This is a genomic window from Bacillus sp. M13(2017) (assembly GCF_002218325.1).
Lineage (GTDB): Bacteria > Bacillota > Bacilli > Bacillales > Bacillaceae_G > Bacillus_A > Bacillus_A thuringiensis_K.
Genome location: NZ_KZ268502.1, coordinates 87,772 through 110,343 on the forward strand (window position 1 = coordinate 87,772; position 22,572 = coordinate 110,343).

Genomic DNA, 22,572 nt, shown 5'->3' on the forward strand with positions numbered 1-22,572 from the left:
ACGGAGGGGAATAATTTGGAAAAGATCATCGTCCGTGGCGGAAAGCGGTTAAACGGCACAGTGCGTGTTGAGGGCGCAAAAAATGCTGTATTACCTATAATCGCTGCAGCCCTATTAGCGAGTGATGGAAAGAATGTACTATCTGAAGTACCAGTTTTGTCTGATGTATACACAATTAATGAGGTATTACGTCATTTAAATGCTGAAGTCGTATTTGAAAATAATCAAGTAACAATCGATTCTTCTAAAGAACTAAACATTGAAGCACCATTTGAATATGTACGTAAAATGCGTGCATCTGTTCAAGTAATGGGACCATTATTAGCACGTAACGGTCGTGCTCGTATTGCACTTCCTGGTGGATGTGCAATTGGTTCACGTCCAATTGACCAACATTTAAAAGGCTTCGAAGCAATGGGAGCAAAAGTACAGGTTGGTAACGGTTTTGTTGAGGCATATGTTGAGGGAGAACTAAAAGGAGCTAAAATCTACTTAGACTTCCCAAGCGTAGGCGCGACAGAAAACATTATGTCTGCAGCTACATTAGCAAAAGGGACAACAATTCTTGAAAACGCAGCGAAAGAACCAGAAATCGTTGACTTAGCTAACTTCTTAAATGCGATGGGAGCGAAAGTACGCGGAGCTGGAACTGGAACGATTCGTATCGAAGGCGTTGATAAATTATATGGTGCAAACCACTCTATTATTCCTGACCGTATTGAAGCGGGAACATTCATGGTTGCAGCAGCAATTACTGGTGGAGACATCTTAATTGAAAATGCTGTACCTGAACATTTACGCTCAATTACAGCGAAAATGGAAGAAATGGGTGTTAAAATTATTGAGGAAAACGAAGGTGTACGTGTTATCGGCCCAGATAAGTTAAAAGCGGTTGATATTAAAACTATGCCTCACCCAGGTTTCCCAACAGACATGCAATCACAAATGATGGCATTATTACTACAAGCTGATGGAACAAGCATGATTACAGAAACGGTATTCGAAAACCGCTTTATGCACGTTGAAGAATTCCGTCGTATGAATGCTGATATTAAAATTGAAGGTCGTTCTGTTATTATGAACGGTCCAAACAGCTTACAAGGTGCTGAAGTAGCAGCAACTGACTTACGTGCTGCAGCTGCATTAATCTTAGCTGGTTTAGTATCAGAAGGTTATACTCGTGTAACTGAGTTAAAACATCTTGACCGTGGCTATGTAAACTTCCATAAGAAATTAGCTGCATTAGGTGCAACTATTGAACGTGTAAACGAAAAAGTAGAAGAAGTGAAAGAACAAGAAGTTTCTGATCTTCACGCTTAATTAAAATAGTCTCTATGTCTTTTGACATAGGGGCTATTTTTTTGGGTTATTACTGTTATAGTCAATAAATTCTATACTTATGCACGTACCAGTAAAAATATTTAGAAAATTTCCGTTTTATACTCTTCCCCTTAAGTATGTTCTAAAAGAAAGAGTTGTTCCATAAGAATGAATGGAGTAAAGCTTTTATATTGGAGGAAAATAGGATGAAATTTTCAAAGCCACTTTTTATTACAGTAGCGCTCTTAATAGCGCTCGTTATCATTGTACCTGCAGCCCTTGTTATTCCATTTGCGAAAGCAAAAGTAGGGGAAGAAACGGCCTCTAAAACTCCTCCAGCGATAGAAAGCATACCAGCTCCAGGAAAAGTGGATACAGCTGTTCAAGTTGCTGTATATCGCGAAAAACAGAAGAAGGTAGAAACATTACCAGTGGAGGAGTATGTGACAGGTGTAGTAGCTTCTGAGATGAATGCCAGTTTTGAAATAGAGGCACTAAAGGCGCAGGCATTAGCAGCGAGAACATTTGTAGTACAACGTATGTTAAGCGGAGGAAAGAAAAATAATGCGGACGTGACAGATACGGTGAAAGATCAAGTGTACAAAAGCAAAGATGAATTGAAGAAGCAATGGGGTAATAACTACGAAAATAATTTGAAGAAAATCGAAGAAGCCGTTTCGAAAACAGCAGGACAAGTTTTAACGTATGATGGAAAACCAATTTCAGCATCCTTCTTTTCAACGAGTAATGGCCGAACAGAAAATGCAGCTGACTATTGGGGAAATGATTATCCGTACTTGAAAAGTGTAGATAGTCCGTGGGATCAAGCCTCTCCAAAGTTTACGAGCGAGCAAACATTTACAGTAGCTGATTTTCAAAAACGTCTCGGTGTGAAAGTGCTAGCAGACGGGAAGGTTGGAAACATTAAAGACCTTACGGAAGGAAAGCGCGTAAAGGATGTAGCTTTTCAAGGAAAAACATTAACAGGAAAAGAAGTTCGTGAAAAGTTAGATTTACGTTCTTCTGATTTCACGTGGAAACAACAAGGAGATAAAATCATCGTTACGACGAAAGGCTTCGGTCACGGCGTTGGTATGAGTCAATACGGGGCGAACGGCATGGCAGCGGAAGGAAAGAAATATACAGATATCGTCGCTCATTACTATAAAGGTGTTGAAATAAAGACGATGAATGATTATGAAGGAAAATTGATGGTGAAGAAATAGGTGTCAGGACTCTGGCATCTATTTTTTGTTTAAAGTATCATAATTTTCCATTAACTGTTTGATATAATAGGATAAAAAGGCATTTGGGGGAAATGAAATGGCGTTACTAGAGTTGAAACAATTAGGGAAGACGAACCAGTTACCGGCAATTGAGCTAAAGGTTGAGAAAGGACAATGTATTGTTTTGCAATGCAATAATCATACAGCTAAAGTGTTACACCGCATTATTATTGGTGAAGAAGAAGCTTCGACTGGCAATGTACTGTTTGAAGGAGAAGCAATTGGAAAGAAAAATTATTCCCGCATCGGCTTTTGTTTTTTGAAAGATGAGGCATATGATCGTTTGAAGGTGAAAGAATACTTCAAATTTCTATTAGGGCTTTATGAATCAAAGATAAGTATAGAAGAAGTTGTGCAGTCTGTTGGTCTCCTAGATAAACTAAACGTTAAAATAGAAAAATTATCATTTTCAGAGAAACGCCGTCTTCATATCGGACGAATGATGATTCATAATCCGGATTTAATCATTTTGGAAGAACCGGAGCAAAATGTAGATATAGAGAGTACGGTTATTATTCGAAAAGCAATTATGAAAATGAAAGAGCAAGGAAAGGCAATCTTTATTACGTCATCTTTCCTATCGGATGCCCTTTCGTTAACAGAGGATGTATACATATTAAACAACGATGGTGTGAAAAAGATAGAAATTGAACAAGAGGAAGTGGAAGAAGTCGGTGAAGAAAAAGTCATTCAACTGATTCCGCAAATGAAGTTAGAAAGAATACCTGCGAAAGTGAACGATAAAATCATTTTACTTGATCCGATGGAAATCCATTTCATTGAAACGCAAAACGGAGTAACGCATATTCACGTTCGTGAAGGCGATTTCGTATGTGCCTTAACATTAAGTGAACTAGAAGCAAGATTAACAGGTTTTGGTTTCTTTAGATGTCACCGCTCTTATCTTGTGAATTTACAAAGAGTACGAGAAGTGATTACGTGGACTCGTAATAGTTTTAGTTTAATTTTGGATGACGAAAGAAAAAGTTCAATCCCGCTTTCGAAAGGACGAATGGATGAATTAAAAGGCGTGATTGGGCTATAAAAAGTGCTCCAATAAGCTTAACATGCGATTCATTCACCGGTAAAAATACTCCTTTTACCGGTATTTTACTGCGTAAACCCTTTGTTTTTCATATGATTGAGTCAAGAAAAGCGAAACAAACGAACGAAAAGCGCTAAAGCGACTTTCATCTATAAAGAAGAAAAACAAAGGGGATGAAGAAATGACATTGGCAATTGAAATGAAAGATGTAATGAAAAGTTTCGATGGAAAAACGGCACTTCGAAATGTAAATATTGAGGTGAAGCGAGGAGAGATATTCGGATTCCTCGGACCGAGTGGATCTGGTAAGACGACAACAGTAAAAATTTTAACTTCTCAATTGCTTCATAGCATTGGAACGGTAAGAGTATTAGGGAAAGATATTACAGGACCAAGTAGCATCGATTACAAACGAATTGGTATTTTAACAGATAACAGCGGTTTATATGAGAGACTTAGCATTTATGATAACTTATTATTATTTTGTGACTTATATGATTGCAAAAAAGAACGAATCGATGAAGTACTAGCGCAAGTGAATCTATTAGATGATAAAAAAACACCAGTAAAAAAATTATCAAAGGGAATGAAGCAACGCGTCACACTAGCGAGAGCAATCCTTCATAAACCAGATATCCTCTTCTTAGACGAACCAACATCTGCACTTGATCCAGTAAACGTACAAAACATTCATAAAATCTTAAACGACTTAAATAAAGAAGGAACGACGATTTTCTTAACGACTCACAACATGGATGAAGCAGAAACGCTTTGTAACCGTGTTGCCTTCCTTTGTGGCGGAGAAATTGTAGCGCTGGATACGCCAGAGAACCTGCGCTTACAATACGCTAAGGATCAAATAGAGGTCGTATTAAAAGATAAACAAAAAGAAGTAGTGCAAAAAGATGAATTAGGCGCAAACCATATTTCAGAATGGATGAAAAAGGGCGAACTGTTATCTATTCATTCACACGAACCAACGCTAGGCGATATCTTTATTGAAGTTACTGGGAGGGGATTATAATGACATTTTCAATGAAACGGTTTTCGGCTATTGTAAGAAAAGAAATAAATGATGCAGGTAAAAACTCACAAGTTATATTAATGGCGCTATTACCTATTCTACTTGCTGTATTCTATAGTAATATGGATTCTATAAAAGAGTTCTTTGCAGGTTTTATTATTGTAATGACGATTACCATGGTGGGAAGTTATGTGCAAGCAATTATTATTGCAGAGGAGAAGGAAAAACACACGTTACGAGTATTAATGTTGTCTCCAGCAAGTCCAATAGAAGTTATTTTAGGGAAAAGTGTATTAACTGTATTTTTTGTACTAGCATCTAGTTTTATTAGTTTAGTGATTTTAGATACTTTTAAAGGAAATATTGGTATGCTAGTTATTATTATTTTAATAGGAACATTGTTATGTGTCGTTTTAGGTACTATAGTTGGCTTACTATCCCAAAATATAGCACAAACATCCATAGTGGGGCTCCCGATTTTTCTAATATTCATAATGGGGCCGATGTTAAAGGAAATGGTTAAGAATGAATTTATTATAAAAGTAGTTAATCTTCTTCCAACAAATCATGTTATGGAAGCATTGCAAAAAGTTATAAAGGGAGAAGGATTGATTGCGATTCAAGAACATATTTTAAACAATACAATTTGGACTATATGCCTTATCATTCTTTGTATTATTGTTTACAAAAAGAAACAATTAGATTAAAAACTGAGCCAAAATTGCTCAGTTTTTTCTTTTTTCTATCATTTCCTCGGAAATTTTGCAATTCTCATACATATTTTTACAGATTTTGTCGAAAAGTAATTAGTTATACGTTGTATAGGATACGTGAATATTGTTCAAAATGATTGCTGAGGTGATGATGGAATGCGAGGAAGAAATAATAAAAAGTCGCAAAAGGTAGTACATTTATTTCAAAAAAGATGGGTGTTTCCGGCACTATACATTGCTTGTGCAGCGGTAATCTTAATGGTTGCGCTATGGTTCCAAGGAGCTAATCCGAAGAAGACTCCAAACCACGATCAAGCAACACCGTATACACAATCGGAAGATCCAGCAGTACCAGTAACGAAATCTTCAGAAGTAGTGAAAATGCCAGCAGCCGCGAATGCGGAAGTAGTCGTACAAAAGAAATTTTATGAAGATGCAGCAACTGAGGCGGAACAAGAAAAAGCACTTGTCTTTTATAACAACACATATTCCCCGAACAAAGGAATTGACATTGCTGCGAAGAATGGAAAAGAATTCAATGTTGCTGCTGCTTTAAGTGGTACAGTAACGAAAGCTGAAAAAGATTCACTTCTTGGTTATGTTGTAACAGTTGATAGTGGAAATGGTGTAGCGGTATCTTATCAAAGCTTAGGCAGTGTGAAAGTAGAAAAAGGTGCAAGAGTTGTACAAGGTGAAGTATTAGGAACATCCGGTCTAAGTGCAATGAATAAAGAGGCAGGCTCTCACGTTCACTTTGAAGTACGTAAAGACAATGTGGCTGTGAACCCTGAACGTTACTTAAATAAATCAGTAACAGAAATTAAAGCTGATGCAGGTGCTGCAAAGGCTACGAATGCTTCTGGTAAAAAAGCTGATGACAAATCTCAAAAAGAAGAGAAGTCAACGAGCACGAAACCAGAAAGTAAAACAGAAGACAAGTCTCAAAAAGAAGAGAAATCAACAAGCGGTTCAACTAGTGACAAAAAAGAAGAACCGAAGAAAGAAGAAAAATCAACAAATGGTTCTACAGAATCATCTAACGATTCTTCTTCACAAGAATAAGAAAGTGAAAAAATCAGTTCCCACTAGGGGAGCTGATTTTTTTATTTTTATATAAAAATACTCAATTTCGAGAAAAAAGTTGCAATAACAAGGAAAAATGACGAGATTCTCGAATATATATTACAAAAGGGAGGGGATACTGTGTCATTTTTGTTTGTTCTGTCGACTGCTATTATTTTATTGTTTGTTTTATTCACTTTATATTATTATATTGCCGGTAAGAAAGAGGTTCCCCACCATCAATTATTAGAAGAAGAGTTTGAAAGAGAAGAATGATGCCTTATATATAAGGTGTCATTTTTTTTCGCCAAAATAGTCACTGTTAACGTATTTCTCACAAAAAAATGTAATTTTTCTTAACTTAGTCCGCAAAAATAGTGAACATGTAGCATATATCAGTAGTGCGGGCAATACAATGGTATAAACCAAAGCAAAGAGAGTGTTTGAGGTGAGAAATCGTGAATCATTTCATTATAAATCCAAGAATGTTTAACGCTTACAAACAGCACTCACACTTACTTCTTAGTCGTATGCAGCGAGGCTCATTTCACCCTTCTCACATCCAAATTAGGGAGGCGAGTGGTGTGCACGATTACATCAAAGAGAGAACTATCAAGATTGGTAAGTATATCGTGGAGACAAGAAAGACAGTGCGTGTCATTGCAAAGGAATTTGGGGTATCAAAGAGTACAGTCCATAAAGATTTAACAGAACGTCTACCAGAAATTAATCCAGAGCTCGCAAATGAAGTGAAAGAAATTCTTGATTATCATAAGTCTATTCGTCATTTAAGAGGTGGAGAAGCAACAAAGCAAAAGTATAGAAAAGAAGATGTAGAGAAGCCTGTACGTCAATAATGTTACAGTAGCAAACATTCCGTTCACATTCGGTAATATTTTTCAGAAGAATTCTTTTTGCGAATATTACGTTTCTGTTAAATTTATGATAAAATCAGAAATTAGGTGAAAAGAATTCGGGTGTAACCTGATTTTGAATATCGAGGAGGAAAAAACGGGAATGTTTGCGCGAGATATCGGAATTGACCTAGGTACGGCTAATGTATTAATTCATGTTAAAGGTAAGGGTATTGTATTAAACGAGCCATCTGTTGTGGCAATTGATCGTAATAGTGGTAAAGTATTAGCAGTCGGTGAAGAAGCGAGAAGTATGGTGGGACGTACGCCTGGTAATATTGTAGCAATTCGTCCGCTTAAAGATGGTGTAATCGCAGATTTCGAAATTACAGAAGCAATGTTAAAGTATTTCATTAACAAATTGGACGTAAAGAGCTTCTTTTCAAAACCTCGTATTTTAATTTGTTGTCCAACAAATATTACATCAGTAGAACAAAAAGCAATTCGTGAAGCTGCTGAACGTTCAGGTGGTAAAACAGTATTTTTAGAAGAAGAACCAAAAGTAGCTGCAGTTGGTGCTGGTATGGAAATCTTCCAACCAAGCGGTAACATGGTTGTTGATATTGGTGGAGGTACAACAGATATCGCTGTACTATCTATGGGTGATATTGTTACCTCTTCCTCTATCAAAATGGCTGGCGATAAGTTTGATATGGAGATCTTAAACTATATTAAACGTAAGTATAAGCTATTAATTGGAGAACGTACTTCAGAAGATATTAAAATTAAGGTTGGTACAGTATTCCCAGGTGCACGTAGCGAAGAACTTGAAATTCGCGGACGTGACATGGTAACAGGCTTACCACGTACAATTACAGTATGCTCTGAAGAAATTACAGAAGCATTAAAAGAAAATGCAGCTGTTATTGTACAAGCTGCAAAAGGCGTATTAGAGCGCACACCACCAGAATTATCTGCAGATATCATCGACCGCGGTGTTATTCTAACAGGCGGTGGAGCTTTACTACACGGTATCGACATGCTTCTAGCAGAAGAATTAAAAGTACCGGTATTAATTGCTGAAAACCCAATGCACTGCGTTGCGGTTGGTACAGGTATTATGTTAGAGAATATCGACAGATTACCAAAGCGTGCTTTGAGATAATTTGAAAGAACTAAGGCTAATGCCTTAGTTCTTTTTTCGTTTTTATATTTTTTTATTTTGTTTTTTTGCGAAAATGGAAGGAAAATAGAGAAATATGAAGGAAACAGGTAAAATATTCATATATATGGTTAAATTTAATATTTCCTTATTTGAAAACGTTTATAATATAATGAGTCGAATACGACATTAAGGCAAATAATGTTTCAATACATATTGCCTTTCCCTAATTTGGGCATACACTCTTTTCTACCTCCGTGTCAGTTGCAAAAATGTGCAACTATTTTAATGGAATAGAGTGTGTGCATTTTTTTTTAGGAAGTTGTGCTAAATATAAAATGTTACTTTGTAATGACAAACAATAAACAAAATGGGATAATAGCAATATGTCCAAGTGGTAAGACCAATATTACAAAAGGGGCGATTGTTACATGCTAAATATAGAACAAATTAAAGAAATCATTCCTCACCGCTATCCATTTTTACTTGTTGATAAAATATTAGAAGTAGATGAAGGCAAAAGAGCGGTTGGGATTAAAAATGTATCCGCAAACGAAGAATTCTTTAACGGACACTTCCCTGACTATGCAGTTATGCCTGGTGTACTTATTGTAGAAGCATTAGCACAAGTCGGAGCAGTTGCAGTATTAAAGAAAGAAGAAAACCGCGGAAGACTTGCTTTCTTTGCAGGTATCGACAATTGCCGTTTCAAAAAACAAGTACGCCCAGGTGATCAGCTTCGTCTAGAAGTAGAAATGACACGCGTACGCGGCCCAATTGGAAAAGGAAAAGCAATTGCAACAGTAGATGGTGAAGTTGCATGTGAGGCAGAAATTACATTTGCGATTGGTGATAAAAAAGAATAGAAATTAAAAAATCTCCTTGTGAAAAGACAAGGAGATTTTTTAATTTCTGCTATATAACGATGAAACGATAATTTACAAACTAATCAGAAAATATCTTGTAAATAGATGGTAATTACCATATACTTACTTTATTATTTATCTAGAAAACAGGATAAGTGATAAAGGTAATAAAGAAATAAGGGCATTGTCATATTGTTAAGGTACTTAAATAAGACAAAGTAGAATGTTATTGATTATGATGAGATATAGGGAAATCAGCAAAAATATTAATTAGACGTATGAAATCGAGCATAAGAGAGAGAAAAGGGAAATGTCGCATTTCACAAAAGGAGATTATGAATATGTTCGGGAGAAAGAAAAGAAAACCATTACGACAATTAATTACACATAAAGAACCTAAATCGCGTATTACAGAACAATACCGTAACATTCGTACAAACATTGAGTTTACATCTGTAGATAATCATGTTCGTTCTATTATTGTTACTTCAGCCGATCCAGGTGATGGGAAAACAACAACAATCGCAAACTTAGCAGTTGTTTTCGGACAACAAGGAAAGAAAGTTTTATTAATTGGAGCTGACTTGCGTAAGCCGACGATACAAAACTTATTTGCTATTCATAGTTCAAATGGATTAACGAACTTATTATCAGGACAAGCGAAACTTATGCAATGCATTCAAAAAACAGATATAGAGAACGTATACTTAATGGCAGCAGGTCCAATCCCGCCAAACCCAGCAGAACTATTAGGAAGCCGGGCAATGGACGAGGCGTTGCTAGAAGCATATAACATGTTTGATATTATATTAATTGACACACCACCTGTCCTTGCGGTTACGGATGCACAAATACTAGCGAATAAATGTGATGGAATCGTACTCGTTGTACGAAGTGAAAAGACAGAAAAAGATAAAATCGTAAAAGCGAAACAAATATTAGATAAAGCATCAGGAAAATTACTAGGTGTTGTTTTGAACGATAAAAGAGAAGAAAAAGAGCAGTATGGTTATTACTAAAATATGAAAAAGCCAACAAAAATTTTTGTTGGCTTTTTTGTTTTCTGATAATTATTTATCAAGTTATACATTGTAAAAAGCATGATATGATAAAATTTTTGGGGAATCATTGGAATGTGTTGTCATATTTACGATTATTTTGTAAGATTAAACTTGTTTCTTGTGAACAAATATAGAACTGAATTATTAAAAATAAAAAATGTAAGATTTATATGTTATAATTTTTCCTATGTGTAAATTTTAGAAAGTTGGAGGAACTTATGGAAGAAACAATTAGTTTAAAAGAGTTATTTCATATCTTAAAAAAACGTTTAGCAATGATCCTCGTAATTGCATTTGGTGCAGCTATTGTAAGTGCTATCATTAGCTTCTTCTTTATGACACCAATCTATCAATCTTCGACGCAAATTCTTGTTAACCAGAAGAAGCAAGAAGGATCTGCAATTCAGTACAATGAGGTACAAACAAATATTCAATTAACAAATACATATAAGGTTATTATTAAAAGTCCAGTAATCTTAGAACAAGTGAATGAAAAGTTGAATTTAAACATGACAGCGCAAGCCTTAATGGGAAAAATTAATGTTGCTAATGAAAAAGATTCACAGGTCATTTCTGTTACAGCTACGGATAAGGACCCAAAATTAGCTCGTAATATTGCGAATGCAACGGCAGATGTATTTAAAGATGAAGTTGCAAAAATTATGAGTATTGATAACGTAACAGTATTGTCTAAGGCAGAAGTTGTAGAGAATCAATCTCCAATTAAACCGCGTCCAATGTTAAATGTAGCAATTGCATTCGTTGTTGGCTTAATAGCTGCAGTTGGTCTTGCATTCTTACTAGAGTATTTAGATAACACGGTGAAAAAAGAAGAAGATGTGGAAAAGTTACTTGGTTTACCAGTGCTAGGTATCGTTGCTCGTATGGATGAAGAAACAATGAACGTGAAATCACACGCTCCATCATCAAGAAAAGTGAGGGGACAAACAATTGGCTCTTAATTTATTTAAAAAGAAAAAGAATTACCGTCAACGCCGTCAATTAATTGCTCATCAACAACCGAAATCACCAATTTCAGAACAATATCGTAATATTCGAACGAATATTGAATTTGCAGCTGTTGATACGAATTTACATTCATTAATGGTCACGTCTGCAAACCCAAGTGAAGGGAAAACGACAACGACAGCTAATATGGCAGTTGTGTTTGCCCAACAAGGAAAGAAAGTATTATTAATTGATGCTGATATGCGTAAGCCGGCGATGCATCAAATGTTCCAAGTAGATAATATTTTTGGACTCACGAATGTATTAACACATAGTGAACGTTTAGAAAAATGTGTGCAAACAACATTAGTTGATAATCTACACTTTTTAGCTTGTGGTCCAATTCCACCAAATCCAGCAGAGTTGTTAGGTTCAAAATCAATGAAAGAACTTCTTGGACAAGCATACAGTATGTATGATCTGGTTATTTTTGACATGCCGCCAATTTTAGCTGTTACCGACGCACAAATTATGGCAAATGTATGTGATGCTTCTATTCTTGTTGTTCGTAGTGAATCAACAGAGAAAGAAACAGCAGTAAAAGCAAAAGGATTGTTGGAATCGGCTAAAGGTAAATTGTTGGGCGTTGTTCTGAACGATCGTGAACGTGAAGAAGGCTTATATTATTATTACGGTGCAAACTAATTAAAAGAGTGAGATATGGTAGAAACATATCTCCTTTTTTCCCTTGAATATGAGCGATATCTCATATTCAAGGGAAAAAAGATCTTTATAGGAGAGAGGGAGGATGAAACAAATGATAGATTTACATTGTCACATTTTACCTGGTATCGATGACGGTGCACAGACAGTAACAGATAGTTTAGCAATGGCACAACAAGCCGTAGCAGAAGGAATACATACAATTGTCGCAACGCCGCACCATCAAAATGGCAAATATGTAAATGAACGTACCTCAATTATTCATCACGTAAAACAACTAAATGATGAACTACAACAACATAATATTCCACTTATTATTTTGCCGGGACAAGAAGTCAGGTTATATGGTGACTTATTAGAAGACTATGAAACTGGTAAAATCGTTACTTTAAATGAAACAAATAAATATATATTCATTGAATTTCCATCGAATCACGTACCACGTTATGCTGAACAATTATTATACGAATTACGTGTAAAGGGAATGATTCCAATTATTGTTCATCCAGAACGTAATGCCGAGTTAATCGAGCGGCCAGATAAGTTATATAACCTTGTAAATAAAGGGGCATTAACACAAGTGACAGCAGGTAGTTTGCTTGGAAAATTTGGAAAGAAAATCAAAAAATTCTCACTACAGCTTGTAGAACATAATTTAACACATATGGTCGCTTCAGATGCACATAACACGACATCAAGGGGGTTTCATTTAGCGGAAGGCTATGAATTAATTGAGAAAGAATTCGGAATGAATGTTATGAGTGATTTGAAGGAAAATCCGTACTTAATAATTAGCGGGAAGGCAATTTACAAAGAAGATCCAGAACAAATTCGTCGTAAAAAATTGTTCGGTATTTTTTAAATAAAGAATTGGTGATGTCTCCTAACCGTTATCAACGGGGGCACTCGGTCGTGCTGTGGGTAGAAATTTTTATTTCGAACCTACCTTAGACGCTTGTCGTCGGGAGTATGACGTGAGGGTGGGTTAGATGCCCATAATTTATTTCTAATAGAAACTCTACCTATGGAGTTATAAACAAGACTCTATAGGTAGGGTTTTTGTTATTGCTACATATAAATAAAAGGATGCAGGGGGACTAAAATTGAAAAAAGTAAGAAAAGCAATTATTCCAGCAGCTGGTCTTGGGACAAGATTTTTACCAGCAACAAAAGCGATGCCGAAAGAAATGTTACCGATCGTTGACAAGCCGACAATTCAATACATAGTAGAAGAAGCGATAGAATCAGGAATTGAAGATATTATTATTGTTACTGGAAAAGGTAAACGTGCCATTGAAGATCATTTTGATCATTCCTTTGAATTAGAGCAAAGCTTACTTGAAAAAGGGAAACATGAGATGCTAGAAAAAGTACAAGCTTCTTCAAAAATTAATATTCATTACATAAGACAAAAGGAACCAAAAGGGCTGGGACACGCAGTATGGTGTGCACGTAAATTTATTGGGAATGAACCATTTGCTGTATTACTTGGTGATGATATTGTCCAAGCAGAAACACCGTGTTTACGTCAATTAATGGATCAATATGAAGGTACACAGTCATCAGTTATTGGTGTACAAACAGTACCTGAAAACGAAACACATCGTTACGGTATTATCGATCCAATTGAACAAAGCGATCGTCGTTATCAAGTACGTCAATTTGTGGAGAAGCCAGCCCAAGGAACTGCCCCATCAAATTTAGCAATTATGGGTCGTTACGTATTAACGCCAGAAATCTTTATGTTCCTTGAAAATCAACAAACAGGTGCGGGGGGAGAAATCCAATTAACAGATGCAATTCAACGATTAAATGAAGTTCAACGTGTATTTGCTTATGACTTTGAGGGTACGCGTTACGATGTTGGGGAGAAGTTTGGATTTATTAAGACGACGATTGAGATGGCACTGCAAAATGAAGAATTAAATGTAGAGTTAATGAAGTATATGAAGGAACTTGTAAAAAAGGAAGAGGTACATTCATAAGAGAATGTCCTTTTTTATTATGAGTAAGATAAGAATTATATAAAGAAGGGAACAGGTATATTGAGTTATCGAAGACGGCTCTCATTATTAATTTTATTAGATTCATTTATAGTACTAACTGCCGTGTATTTAAGTTATTGGTTTATACATCCAAATGTATTGAATAAGATTCCTATGACAGTAGTTATTAGTTCTATTACATTATTATGTAGTCATCATGTTTTTGCTGCTATTTATAAGCTTTATAATAAGGCATGGGAATATGCAAGTATTGGAGAGCTAAAGCAAATATTTAAGGCAATTACGCTATCAATTTTAGTAACAGCAATTGTTCAACAAATTATTAATCACGATATTTATGTTCGAATTTTAGCAATCGCATGGATGTTACATTTATTATTAATTGGTGGTTCTCGCTTCGTATGGCGTATGTTCCGTGATACATATATTTCGAAGGCAACTAATAAAAAACGAACATTAATTATTGGTGCAGGTTCAGCAGGAACAATGGTGGTTCGTCAATTACAACATAATAAAGAAGCAGATTTGTATCCAATTGCGTTTGTTGATGATGATAGAAATAAGCAAAAATTGGAGATTTATAATGTGCCGGTTATTGGTACAACAAATCATATTCAAGAAATTGTGGAAGATAATGATATAGAACATATCATTATTGCAATCCCTTCATTAAATAGAGGGCAAATAAATGAGATTTTTGAGAAGTGTAGAAAAACGAAGGCGAAAACGCAAATTGTGCCGATGTTAGAAGACTTATTAGATGGAAAAGTGTCTGTAAATGAATTTCGTGATGTGCAAGTGGAAGATTTACTAGGGAGAGAGCCTGTTCAATTAGATGATAAGGGAATAGGTGAGAAGATTAAAGATAAGACGGTTTTAATAACGGGTGCTGGGGGCTCTATTGGATCAGAGATTTGCCGTCAGATTTTAAAATATAAACCAGCAAAAATGGTTCTTTTAGGACATGGAGAGAATAGTATTTATCATATCGAGATGGAATTGAGAACTAAGTATAAAGAGCAAGCAGAATTTGTAACAGAAATTGCTGACATACAAGATCGAAATAAAATATTTGAAATAATGAAAAAACACAAACCTTTTGTTGTATACCATGCAGCTGCACATAAACACGTTCCATTGATGGAAAGAAATCCTGAAGAAGCTGTAAAAAATAATATAATTGGTACCAAAAATGTTGCAGAAGCCGCAGATACATTTGGAATAAATACATTTGTCATGGTTTCAACAGATAAAGCAGTAAACCCAACAAATGTAATGGGAGCAACAAAACGTGTTGCAGAAATGGTTGTTCAACACATGGCTATGATCAGTCAAACAAGATTTGTTGCTGTTAGGTTTGGAAATGTATTAGGTAGTCGCGGAAGTGTAATTCCATTGTTTAAAAAACAAATTCAAAGTGGGGGACCAGTTACAGTTACCCACCCAGATATTACCCGTTACTTTATGACCATTCCAGAGGCATCACGACTTGTAATCCAAGCAGGATCTTTGGCAAGAGGTGGAGAGCTATTTGTATTAGATATGGGAGAACCTGTTAAAATTGCAGATTTGGCAAAGAATTTAATTCAGCTTTCGGGTTATTCTATTGAGGAAATTGGAATTGAATATAGTGGACTAAGACCGGGAGAGAAGATGTACGAAGAGTTGTTAAATGATAATGAAATTCATAAGGAACAAGTATTTCCTAAAATCCATATAGGAAAGGCTGTTTTAAAAGATTTTGAATCCATTCAACAATTTATAAATGAGTTTGAGCAGATGAGTCAAGAGAGTATTAGGAAAACCTTATTAGATTTTGCGAATAATAAAGTTGAAGTGAATAGCTAAATTTAAAATATTGAGTATAACAAGAGGCTTTTGCTGGATGTTTAAGATCAGCTAGCTAGTTTTAAAACGAAAATTAATAAGTAAAGTGAGGAAGCTTAAATGATTAATAATACAATAAGAAATATCCCGTTTTCTCCACCAGACATTACAGAAGTAGAGATAGAAGAAGTAATAAAAGCGATGAAGTCGGGGTGGATTACAACAGGTCCTAGAACAAAGAAACTTGAAAAGAAAATAGCTGAATATGTTGGGACAAATAAAGCGGTTTGCTTAAACTCAGCTACGGCTGCTATGGAGTTAACACTTCGAATTTTAGGTGTAGGACCCGGAGATGAGGTTATTACTTCAGCTTATACTTATACAGCTTCTGCATCAATTATAGAGCACGTAGGGGCAAAAATTGTTTTAGTTGATACAGCTCCTGATTCTTTTGAAATGGATTATGAAAAGCTTGCTGATGCAATTACTGAAAAGACTAAGGTAATTATTCCAGTTGATATTGCGGGTAAAATGTGTGATTACGATACAATATATAGCATAGTAGAAAGTAAAAAAGATTTATTCAAACCTAATAATAAAACTCAAGAGTTATTTGAAAGAATAATTGTAATGACCGATGCAGCGCATGCATTTGGTGCTGAACGAAAAGGAAAGAGATGTGGACAAGTTGCTGATTTTACTTGCTATTCTTTCCATGCTGTGAAGAATTTAACAACGGCAGAAGGTGGGGGCGTTGTATGGCGCAATGATTTAGGTTTAGACAATGAGTGGGTATATCAACAATTTATGTTATACAGCCTTCATGGACAATCTAAGGATGCCTTAGCAAAGACTCAAAAAGGCGCATGGGAGTATGATATTGTTTACCCAGCTTATAAATGTAATATGACAGATATAATGGCAGCAATTGGATTAGTCCAGTTGGATAGATATGAATCTCTTATGGGTAGACGTAGAGAGATTATTGAAATGTATGACAAAGAATTGTTGCCATATGGAATTCAAAGTCTGAAACATTATGGGGATGATTTCTCTTCATCGGGACATCTTTATTTAGCAAGAATACCTGGGATTGAAGAGTCTGAAAGAAATAAAATTATTATTGAGTTAGCCGAGATGGGAATTGCAAGCAATGTACATTATAAACCATTGCCTATGTTTACAGCGTATAAAAACTTAGGATTTGATATAAAGAATTATCCTAATGCATTTAATATGTATAAAAATGAAATCACGTTACCTTTGCATACAAGATTAACAAATGAAGAGGTAAAATATATTACTGATACTTTTAAAGAGATTTTAAACAATAGATAAGGAGAACTATAAATATATGAAAAAAAGAGTTCTAATTCTAGGAGTTGCAGCAGTTCAGATGGATGCAATCTTGGAACTGAAAAAAGTGGGATATGAAACTTATGCTTGTGCAATGGCTAAAGATGGACCAGGAGCAGATGTAGCAGATCACTTTGCCGAAATAAATATTTTAGATTCACAGGCAATTATTGATTATATCGAGAAAAACCAAATTTCTGTTGTTTACTCTACAGGTTCAGACTTAGCTATGCCGATAGCATCTTTAATCAGTGAAAAATTAGAAATGCCACATTTTGTATCAGAAAAAACAGCACGTATATGTAATAATAAGGACTTAATGAGAAAAACTTTGGGGAACGACTTTGAAGGAAATGTAAAATTTCAGGTTATAAAAAGTGAAGATGATGAATTAAAAATGGAATTTCCTTTTATCTTAAAACCAGCTGATTCACAAGGGCAAAGAGGGGTGAAATTAGTTCAAAATCGAGGGGAATATGTAGAAAGCTATAAGGCTGCTACAGAATATTCTCGTTCAGGATTAGTAATATTAGAGCAATATATTTCTGGTCCAGAGCTTTCTGTAAATGGTTATCTAGTAAATGGAAAAGTAAAGTATTTAGTTGCGTCCGATAGAGAAACTTGGCCTGAATATACAGGATTAATTCATAAACACATTGTCCCAACTGTAAACCTTACTTCTAATACTACTAGTTTATTAAATGGCATAATAGAAGCTGCATGTGCCAAATTGGAAATAAAAAATGGCCCTGTTTATGCACAAATGAAATTGGAAGAGGGAATGCCATATATTATTGAAATAACCCCTCGTTTAGATGGGTGCCATATGTGGAATTTACTATCTTATTATAATGAAGTTAATTTAATGAAGCTAACATTTGAGCACTTATTAAATGGGGATACTTCTGAATTGGAGAATGTCAAAAAAAATCCAAATGATAAATATATTTTGGAATTTATCTGTCAAAAACCAAATACCGCAGCAGATTATTTGGCATTTGAAAACCAAATAGAAAATTCCTTAGATAGTTTTAATTATTACAAACAAGGAGATAATATCCGTCCAGTAAATGGTAAAAATGATAAAATTGGATATTTTATTTATAAAGACTAAATAAAGCCATTGAATAATTTGAGAGTAGTGCTGGTTAGGATTAAAAACAAATTACGGAGAGAGAGACTAAGATGAAAATAGCTGTTACTGGTGGAACGGGTTTTCTAGGTCAATACGTTGTTGAAAGCATTAAAAATGATGGGAATACTCCTATCATTTTAACAAGAAGTATTGGTAATAAAGCGATAAATGATTACGAATACAGAGTTTCGGATTATACTTTGGAAGACTTGATAAATCAATTAAATGATGTAGATGCAGTGGTGCATCTTGCAGCCACAAGAGGTAGCCAAGGGAAGATATCTGAGTTTCATGATAATGAAATTCTAACACAAAATTTATACGATGCATGCTATGAAAATAATATTAGTAATATTGTGTATGCATCTACAATATCGGCCTACTCTGATGAAACGTCCCTACCGTGGAATGAGAAGGAGTTACCGTTACCTGATTTAATGTACGGTGTTAGTAAGTTGGCCTGTGAGCATATTGGAAATATTTATTCTAGAAAAAAAGGGCTTTGTATTAAAAACTTGAGGTTCGCCCATTTATATGGGTTTAATGAAAAAAATAATTATATGATTAATAGATTTTTCAGACAAGCATTTCATGGTGAACAATTAACTTTACATGCTAATAGTGTTGCAAAAAGAGAGTTTCTATATGCAAAAGATGCAGCAAAATCTGTAATTTATGCATTAAAACAAGAGAAGCTTTCAGGTACTTTTAATATAGGTAGCGGGGATGCTTTAACAAATTATGAAGTTGCAAATACAATTAATAATGCGTTTGGAAACAAAGATAATTTATTAGTGAAAGATCCTAATGCTAATGAAGGAATACATTCTTCTTATATGGATAGTAGGAAAGCAAAGGAATTACTAGATTTTTCAACAGATTATAATTTTGCTACAGCTGTAGAAGAAATACATTTATTAATGCGGGGGTTGGATGATGTACCGTTATGGTATTAAACGCGTTTTTGATATAATAGGTTCTCTATTATTACTTCCTTTTTTACTACTAATCATAATACCGGTAGCTATTATGATTAAATTAGAAGATAAAGGACCAATCTTCTATAATGCGCCTAGATTAGGAAAAGGAATGAGAGAATTTCCTATGTATAAGTTTCGTTCGATGAAAGTAAATGCACCGGATATTCGTAATGAAGATGGTAGTACATTTAATTCTGATAACGATCCAAGGGTAACAAAAATTGGTGATATTTTAAGGAAGACAAGTATAGATGAACTTCCACAACTACTTAATGTACTAAAAGGTGATATGAGTTTTGTAGGTCCAAGACCAAGTCCATTAGGAAATAAGGATATTTATCCAAAAGAATTCTTTAAAAAGTTTGATGTCCGACCTGGTATTACAGGTTATAATCAAGCGGTCTTAAGAAATAATTCTACAATGGAGCAACGTGTGAAAAATGATGTGTATTATGTAGAAAATGTATCGTTTATGTTGGATCTAAAGGTTATATTCTTAACGGTAGCCTCTGTAATAAAATCAAAAAATATAAATAGAAATAACGATGAAAAACAAAAGGTGGGAAATTAGTGAATAATTGTTTGATACTCTTGACCAATTATTACCCTTTTCATAAAGGTGAGGAATATTTGGAATCAGAAATAGAGTACCTATCTAAGAGTTATAAAAAGATTTATATTATTTCCACTATGGTATCTAATGAGATGCAACAGACTAGGACTGTCCCTGAAAATGTTATAATTTTACCAATAGGAATAAAACATTCCATTGTAGGAAAATCCAAAATGGTATTAAGACAATTCAGTACTATTAATAAAGATAAATTAAAAACAAAAATGATTAAAGCGGATTCTAAAGGGAAACTGTCGCATAAATTATATTGTTATTATTTTGAAAGTCGTGCAATGGATGTATATGATCGAGTGGAGCATCAATTGAATGAGTATGATTTTGAGCAGTATGATTCAGTTACAGTATATAGTTATTGGTTATACATAACTGCAAGAGTTGCTGTAGAATTAAAGCATAAATATTTTAAAGAAAGAAATCCATATACAATTTCGCGCGCACATAGATATGACCTGTATGAAGATGCGGCGCCTTTGAAATATTTACCGGAGAGAGACTATTTATTAAAGTCTCTTGATGCAGTATATCCTTGTTCGCAAGATGGAGTAGATACCTTAAATCAAACATATCCCGCATATAAGGATAAGGTAAGTGTAGAAAGATTGGGAACAATCTCAACTAATGTACTTAGTAATACTATGAACGATAAGTTATATATTGTGAGCTGTTCTGTAGTGCGCAAGGTAAAACGAATTGATTTACTAATAGAAGCATTAGTGAAGTTAGAAGAGAAGAATATCCCATATGTCTGGACTCATATTGGTGGAGGCCCAGAGTTTGAACGTATAAAAAAATTAGCAAAAAGTAAGCTTAATATGAAACAAGTTAAATTTACTGGATTCGTTAAAAATCAAGAGGTTTTAGATTGGTATAAAGAAAATCCTGCAACTGTTTTTGTTAATTTATCTGCATCCGAAGGAGTACCTGTAGCAATCATGGAGGCAATATCTATGGGGCTTCCAGTTATCGCTACGGATGTTGGTGGTACAAGAGAAATTGTTGAAAATGGAAAAAATGGATACCTATTAGATAAAGATTGTACAGTTTCACAAATTGTTGAATCGCTTAATGAATTCCACATAATGGATAATGAGTCGTATAAGAAAATGTGCGATAATGCATTAGATATTTGGAAGGAAAGAAGTAATGCTGAGGTTCTTTATTCTGAATTTGTAAATCAGCTAGTTACATGTACAAATGAAGTCTCCTAGTTAATAATTAGGAGACTTTTGTATTGGGAAGAACATTAATCGTAACAGAAAAATGACTTCAAAAAAACATATTATAAAAATAACGTAGACTAATTGGAAAGGAGGAGTAAGATGTTAATTTCTCTTATCATTCCAGTATATAATGCTGAAAAATTTTTACCGAGATGTTTAGATAGTGTTAAAAATCAGACTTATAATGATTTAGAAATTATACTAGTGAATGATGGATCTACAGATTATAGTGGGTTAATTTGTGATGAATATGCCCAAAAAGATAAACGATTTACTGTTATTCATAAGGAAAATGGAGGGGTCTCTTCAGCCAGGAATATTGGATTAGATGTAGCTAGTGGTAAATATATTGGTTTTGTTGATCCGGATGATTGGATTGAAACTAATATGTTTGAAAATTTATATCACTTAATAGAAAAGAATAAGGCAGATATTGTAGCTTGTGGATACATCAGAGAAACTGTGGATGGTATTATCCTAAATAAAAATATTGAATCAGATGTCAAAATATTAAATAAGGAAGAAGCCTTAAATACAATTCTTAATCCAAATGGATTTAGGGGGTTTTTATGGAATAAACTTTTTTCTGTAGATGTATTGAATAAAGACTTTAAAATGTATTTCGATGAAAATATTCATTTTTGTGAAGATTTGTTGTTTTGCTGTCAGGCTGTCTCGAATTCAAGGAACATTGTATATGATTCTACTCCATATTATCATTATATCATTCATAGTAATAATGCATCTCAATCACAATTTAGTCTCAAAAAATTAACTGCTCTAACAGCGTTAATAAATATTATAAATTTATTGAACACTAAAGAAGGGGTAGAGATAGAAGAGTATAAAAATTATTATATGCATATGAATATTAGTTTATTAATGAATGGTATGCAAGAAGAAAGGCTTGAAAAAGAAAATTATAAGGAGTTAAAGGGGAATTTATATAGATTTAAGATTAGTGATTTAACTAATAAATTTGTGAAGTTATCTTGTATAATTACTAGATTGAATATTAATCTATATTATTTTATTTGGAAAAAGACGAAAAAATTAAAATAATAAATAGGTGAAAATCTGTATTGAATATTATGAGATTTAAGCAAGGGATTTCTAAGTATTATTTTTTATAGAAACGCTTTTATCTTTTCTAATATTTATTGTAAATCGTTCTCGTTAAGTCATGATTCAACCTGTTTAATAAAAAATAAAGACTATTTTTTACTATATAACTGGTTATGAAATTCAATCCTTGTATTAATTAAAAAAGAAATTTGAGATGTTAAAAAATCTCTCTAGAAACAGTGAAGTTATTTAAGGGTACAGGAAAATGAATTGTCAGTTTATATA

Annotated in this window: 22 protein-coding genes; all 22 read left to right on the forward strand. The window is 34.2% G+C overall.

The window, feature by feature from the left end:
- The first annotated feature begins 15 nt into the window (after positions 1 to 15).
- Complete coding sequence (murA, locus tag CGQ22_RS09550) at positions 16 to 1,320, forward strand: UDP-N-acetylglucosamine 1-carboxyvinyltransferase (protein WP_000411274.1); 1,305 nt, start codon at positions 16 to 18, stop codon at positions 1,318 to 1,320.
- Between the two features lie 206 nt (positions 1,321 to 1,526).
- Entirely contained in the window at positions 1,527 to 2,546 is a 1,020-nt protein-coding gene (gene spoIID / locus CGQ22_RS09555) for a stage II sporulation protein D (protein ID WP_000672663.1), read from the forward strand.
- Between the two features lie 97 nt (positions 2,547 to 2,643).
- Complete coding sequence (locus CGQ22_RS09560) at positions 2,644 to 3,651, forward strand: LytTR family transcriptional regulator DNA-binding domain-containing protein (RefSeq protein ID WP_089148606.1); 1,008 nt, start codon at positions 2,644 to 2,646, stop codon at positions 3,649 to 3,651.
- 181 nt (positions 3,652 to 3,832) lie between these two features.
- Positions 3,833 to 4,675 (forward strand): ABC transporter ATP-binding protein, encoded by an 843-nt coding sequence (locus CGQ22_RS09565; RefSeq protein ID WP_089148607.1) that lies wholly within the window; start codon positions 3,833 to 3,835, stop codon positions 4,673 to 4,675.
- Positions 4,675 to 5,382, forward strand: coding sequence for an ABC transporter permease (locus CGQ22_RS09570; RefSeq protein ID WP_089148608.1), 708 nt, complete (start codon positions 4,675 to 4,677; stop codon positions 5,380 to 5,382). The genes CGQ22_RS09565 and CGQ22_RS09570 overlap by 1 nt, the downstream gene beginning before the upstream one ends.
- A 162-nt stretch (positions 5,383 to 5,544) precedes the next feature.
- Positions 5,545 to 6,450, forward strand: coding sequence for a stage II sporulation protein SpoIIQ (gene spoIIQ / locus CGQ22_RS09575; RefSeq protein ID WP_089148609.1), 906 nt, complete (start codon positions 5,545 to 5,547; stop codon positions 6,448 to 6,450).
- 141 nt (positions 6,451 to 6,591) lie between these two features.
- Complete coding sequence (locus CGQ22_RS09580; protein WP_000008901.1) at positions 6,592 to 6,726, forward strand: hypothetical protein; 135 nt, start codon at positions 6,592 to 6,594, stop codon at positions 6,724 to 6,726.
- A gap of 308 nt (positions 6,727 to 7,034) precedes the next feature.
- Positions 7,035 to 7,307, forward strand: a complete 273-nt coding sequence (gene spoIIID, locus CGQ22_RS09585) for a sporulation transcriptional regulator SpoIIID (protein WP_000544012.1) — start codon at positions 7,035 to 7,037, stop codon at positions 7,305 to 7,307.
- 160 nt (positions 7,308 to 7,467) lie between these two features.
- Positions 7,468 to 8,469: a rod shape-determining protein gene (gene mreB, locus CGQ22_RS09590; protein WP_000457978.1), complete on the forward strand. Its 1,002-nt coding sequence runs from the start codon at positions 7,468 to 7,470 to the stop codon at positions 8,467 to 8,469.
- 428 nt (positions 8,470 to 8,897) lie between these two features.
- Entirely contained in the window at positions 8,898 to 9,332 is a 435-nt protein-coding gene (gene fabZ / locus CGQ22_RS09595) for a 3-hydroxyacyl-ACP dehydratase FabZ (protein ID WP_000931959.1), read from the forward strand.
- Positions 9,333 to 9,673: 341 nt separating this feature from the next.
- Entirely contained in the window at positions 9,674 to 10,351 is a 678-nt protein-coding gene (locus CGQ22_RS09600; protein WP_000467945.1) for a CpsD/CapB family tyrosine-protein kinase, read from the forward strand.
- Positions 10,352 to 10,611: 260 nt separating this feature from the next.
- On the forward strand, positions 10,612 to 11,355 hold the full coding sequence (locus tag CGQ22_RS09605; protein ID WP_000393154.1) for a YveK family protein: 744 nt from the start codon (positions 10,612 to 10,614) through the stop codon (positions 11,353 to 11,355).
- On the forward strand, positions 11,345 to 12,046 hold the full coding sequence (locus CGQ22_RS09610) for a CpsD/CapB family tyrosine-protein kinase (RefSeq protein ID WP_089148610.1): 702 nt from the start codon (positions 11,345 to 11,347) through the stop codon (positions 12,044 to 12,046). The genes CGQ22_RS09605 and CGQ22_RS09610 overlap by 11 nt, the downstream gene beginning before the upstream one ends.
- 112 nt (positions 12,047 to 12,158) lie before the next feature.
- Positions 12,159 to 12,926, forward strand: coding sequence for a tyrosine-protein phosphatase (locus CGQ22_RS09615; RefSeq protein WP_089148724.1), 768 nt, complete (start codon positions 12,159 to 12,161; stop codon positions 12,924 to 12,926).
- 241 nt (positions 12,927 to 13,167) lie between these two features.
- Positions 13,168 to 14,049, forward strand: coding sequence for a UTP--glucose-1-phosphate uridylyltransferase BpsC (gene bpsC, locus CGQ22_RS09620; protein ID WP_000757806.1), 882 nt, complete (start codon positions 13,168 to 13,170; stop codon positions 14,047 to 14,049).
- 60 nt (positions 14,050 to 14,109) lie between these two features.
- The gene (locus tag CGQ22_RS09625) at positions 14,110 to 15,918 is read left to right on the forward strand and encodes a polysaccharide biosynthesis protein (RefSeq protein WP_000122182.1); all 1,809 of its coding nucleotides are present in this window, start codon (positions 14,110 to 14,112) and stop codon (positions 15,916 to 15,918) included.
- Positions 15,919 to 16,017: 99 nt separating this feature from the next.
- The gene (locus CGQ22_RS09630; RefSeq protein WP_089148611.1) at positions 16,018 to 17,235 is read left to right on the forward strand and encodes a DegT/DnrJ/EryC1/StrS family aminotransferase; all 1,218 of its coding nucleotides are present in this window, start codon (positions 16,018 to 16,020) and stop codon (positions 17,233 to 17,235) included.
- Between the two features lie 16 nt (positions 17,236 to 17,251).
- Positions 17,252 to 18,367, forward strand: a complete 1,116-nt coding sequence (locus CGQ22_RS09635; RefSeq protein ID WP_089148612.1) for an ATP-grasp domain-containing protein — start codon at positions 17,252 to 17,254, stop codon at positions 18,365 to 18,367.
- A 71-nt stretch (positions 18,368 to 18,438) separates the two neighbouring features.
- A complete protein-coding gene (locus CGQ22_RS09640) occupies positions 18,439 to 19,344 on the forward strand; it encodes an NAD-dependent epimerase/dehydratase family protein (protein ID WP_000686357.1) in 906 nt (301 codons plus the stop codon).
- Entirely contained in the window at positions 19,325 to 19,939 is a 615-nt protein-coding gene (locus CGQ22_RS09645; protein WP_089148613.1) for a sugar transferase, read from the forward strand. Before CGQ22_RS09640 ends, CGQ22_RS09645 begins: the two co-directional genes overlap by 20 nt.
- Positions 19,939 to 21,210, forward strand: coding sequence for a glycosyltransferase (locus CGQ22_RS09650; RefSeq protein ID WP_089148614.1), 1,272 nt, complete (start codon positions 19,939 to 19,941; stop codon positions 21,208 to 21,210). The genes CGQ22_RS09645 and CGQ22_RS09650 overlap by 1 nt, the downstream gene beginning before the upstream one ends.
- A 111-nt stretch (positions 21,211 to 21,321) precedes the next feature.
- Positions 21,322 to 22,284 carry a glycosyltransferase gene (locus CGQ22_RS09655; RefSeq protein ID WP_000908872.1) on the forward strand — a complete coding sequence of 321 codons (963 nt, stop codon included), beginning with the start codon at positions 21,322 to 21,324 and terminating at the stop codon, positions 22,282 to 22,284.
- Positions 22,285 to 22,572: the final 288 nt, after the last annotated feature.

Bases quoted from the DNA above. Each gene is read 5' to 3' on its own strand.
- CGQ22_RS09630 (WP_089148611.1), top strand. From the start codon at position 16,018: ATGATTAATAATACAATAAGAAATATCCCGTTTTCTCCACCAGACATT.
- CGQ22_RS09565 (WP_089148607.1), top strand. From the start codon at position 3,833: ATGACATTGGCAATTGAAATGAAAGATGTAATGAAAAGTTTCGATGGA.
- CGQ22_RS09615 (WP_089148724.1), top strand. From the start codon at position 12,159: ATGATAGATTTACATTGTCACATTTTACCTGGTATCGATGACGGTGCA.
- CGQ22_RS09640 (WP_000686357.1), top strand. From the start codon at position 18,439: ATGAAAATAGCTGTTACTGGTGGAACGGGTTTTCTAGGTCAATACGTT.
- CGQ22_RS09645 (WP_089148613.1), top strand. From the start codon at position 19,325: ATGTACCGTTATGGTATTAAACGCGTTTTTGATATAATAGGTTCTCTA.
- CGQ22_RS09655 (WP_000908872.1), top strand. From the start codon at position 21,322: ATGTTAATTTCTCTTATCATTCCAGTATATAATGCTGAAAAATTTTTA.
- spoIID (WP_000672663.1), top strand. From the start codon at position 1,527: ATGAAATTTTCAAAGCCACTTTTTATTACAGTAGCGCTCTTAATAGCG.
- CGQ22_RS09600 (WP_000467945.1), top strand. From the start codon at position 9,674: ATGTTCGGGAGAAAGAAAAGAAAACCATTACGACAATTAATTACACAT.
- fabZ (WP_000931959.1), top strand. From the start codon at position 8,898: ATGCTAAATATAGAACAAATTAAAGAAATCATTCCTCACCGCTATCCA.
- CGQ22_RS09605 (WP_000393154.1), top strand. From the start codon at position 10,612: ATGGAAGAAACAATTAGTTTAAAAGAGTTATTTCATATCTTAAAAAAA.
- CGQ22_RS09560 (WP_089148606.1), top strand. From the start codon at position 2,644: ATGGCGTTACTAGAGTTGAAACAATTAGGGAAGACGAACCAGTTACCG.
- CGQ22_RS09635 (WP_089148612.1), top strand. From the start codon at position 17,252: ATGAAAAAAAGAGTTCTAATTCTAGGAGTTGCAGCAGTTCAGATGGAT.
- mreB (WP_000457978.1), top strand. From the start codon at position 7,468: ATGTTTGCGCGAGATATCGGAATTGACCTAGGTACGGCTAATGTATTA.
- spoIIQ (WP_089148609.1), top strand. From the start codon at position 5,545: ATGCGAGGAAGAAATAATAAAAAGTCGCAAAAGGTAGTACATTTATTT.
- CGQ22_RS09570 (WP_089148608.1), top strand. From the start codon at position 4,675: ATGACATTTTCAATGAAACGGTTTTCGGCTATTGTAAGAAAAGAAATA.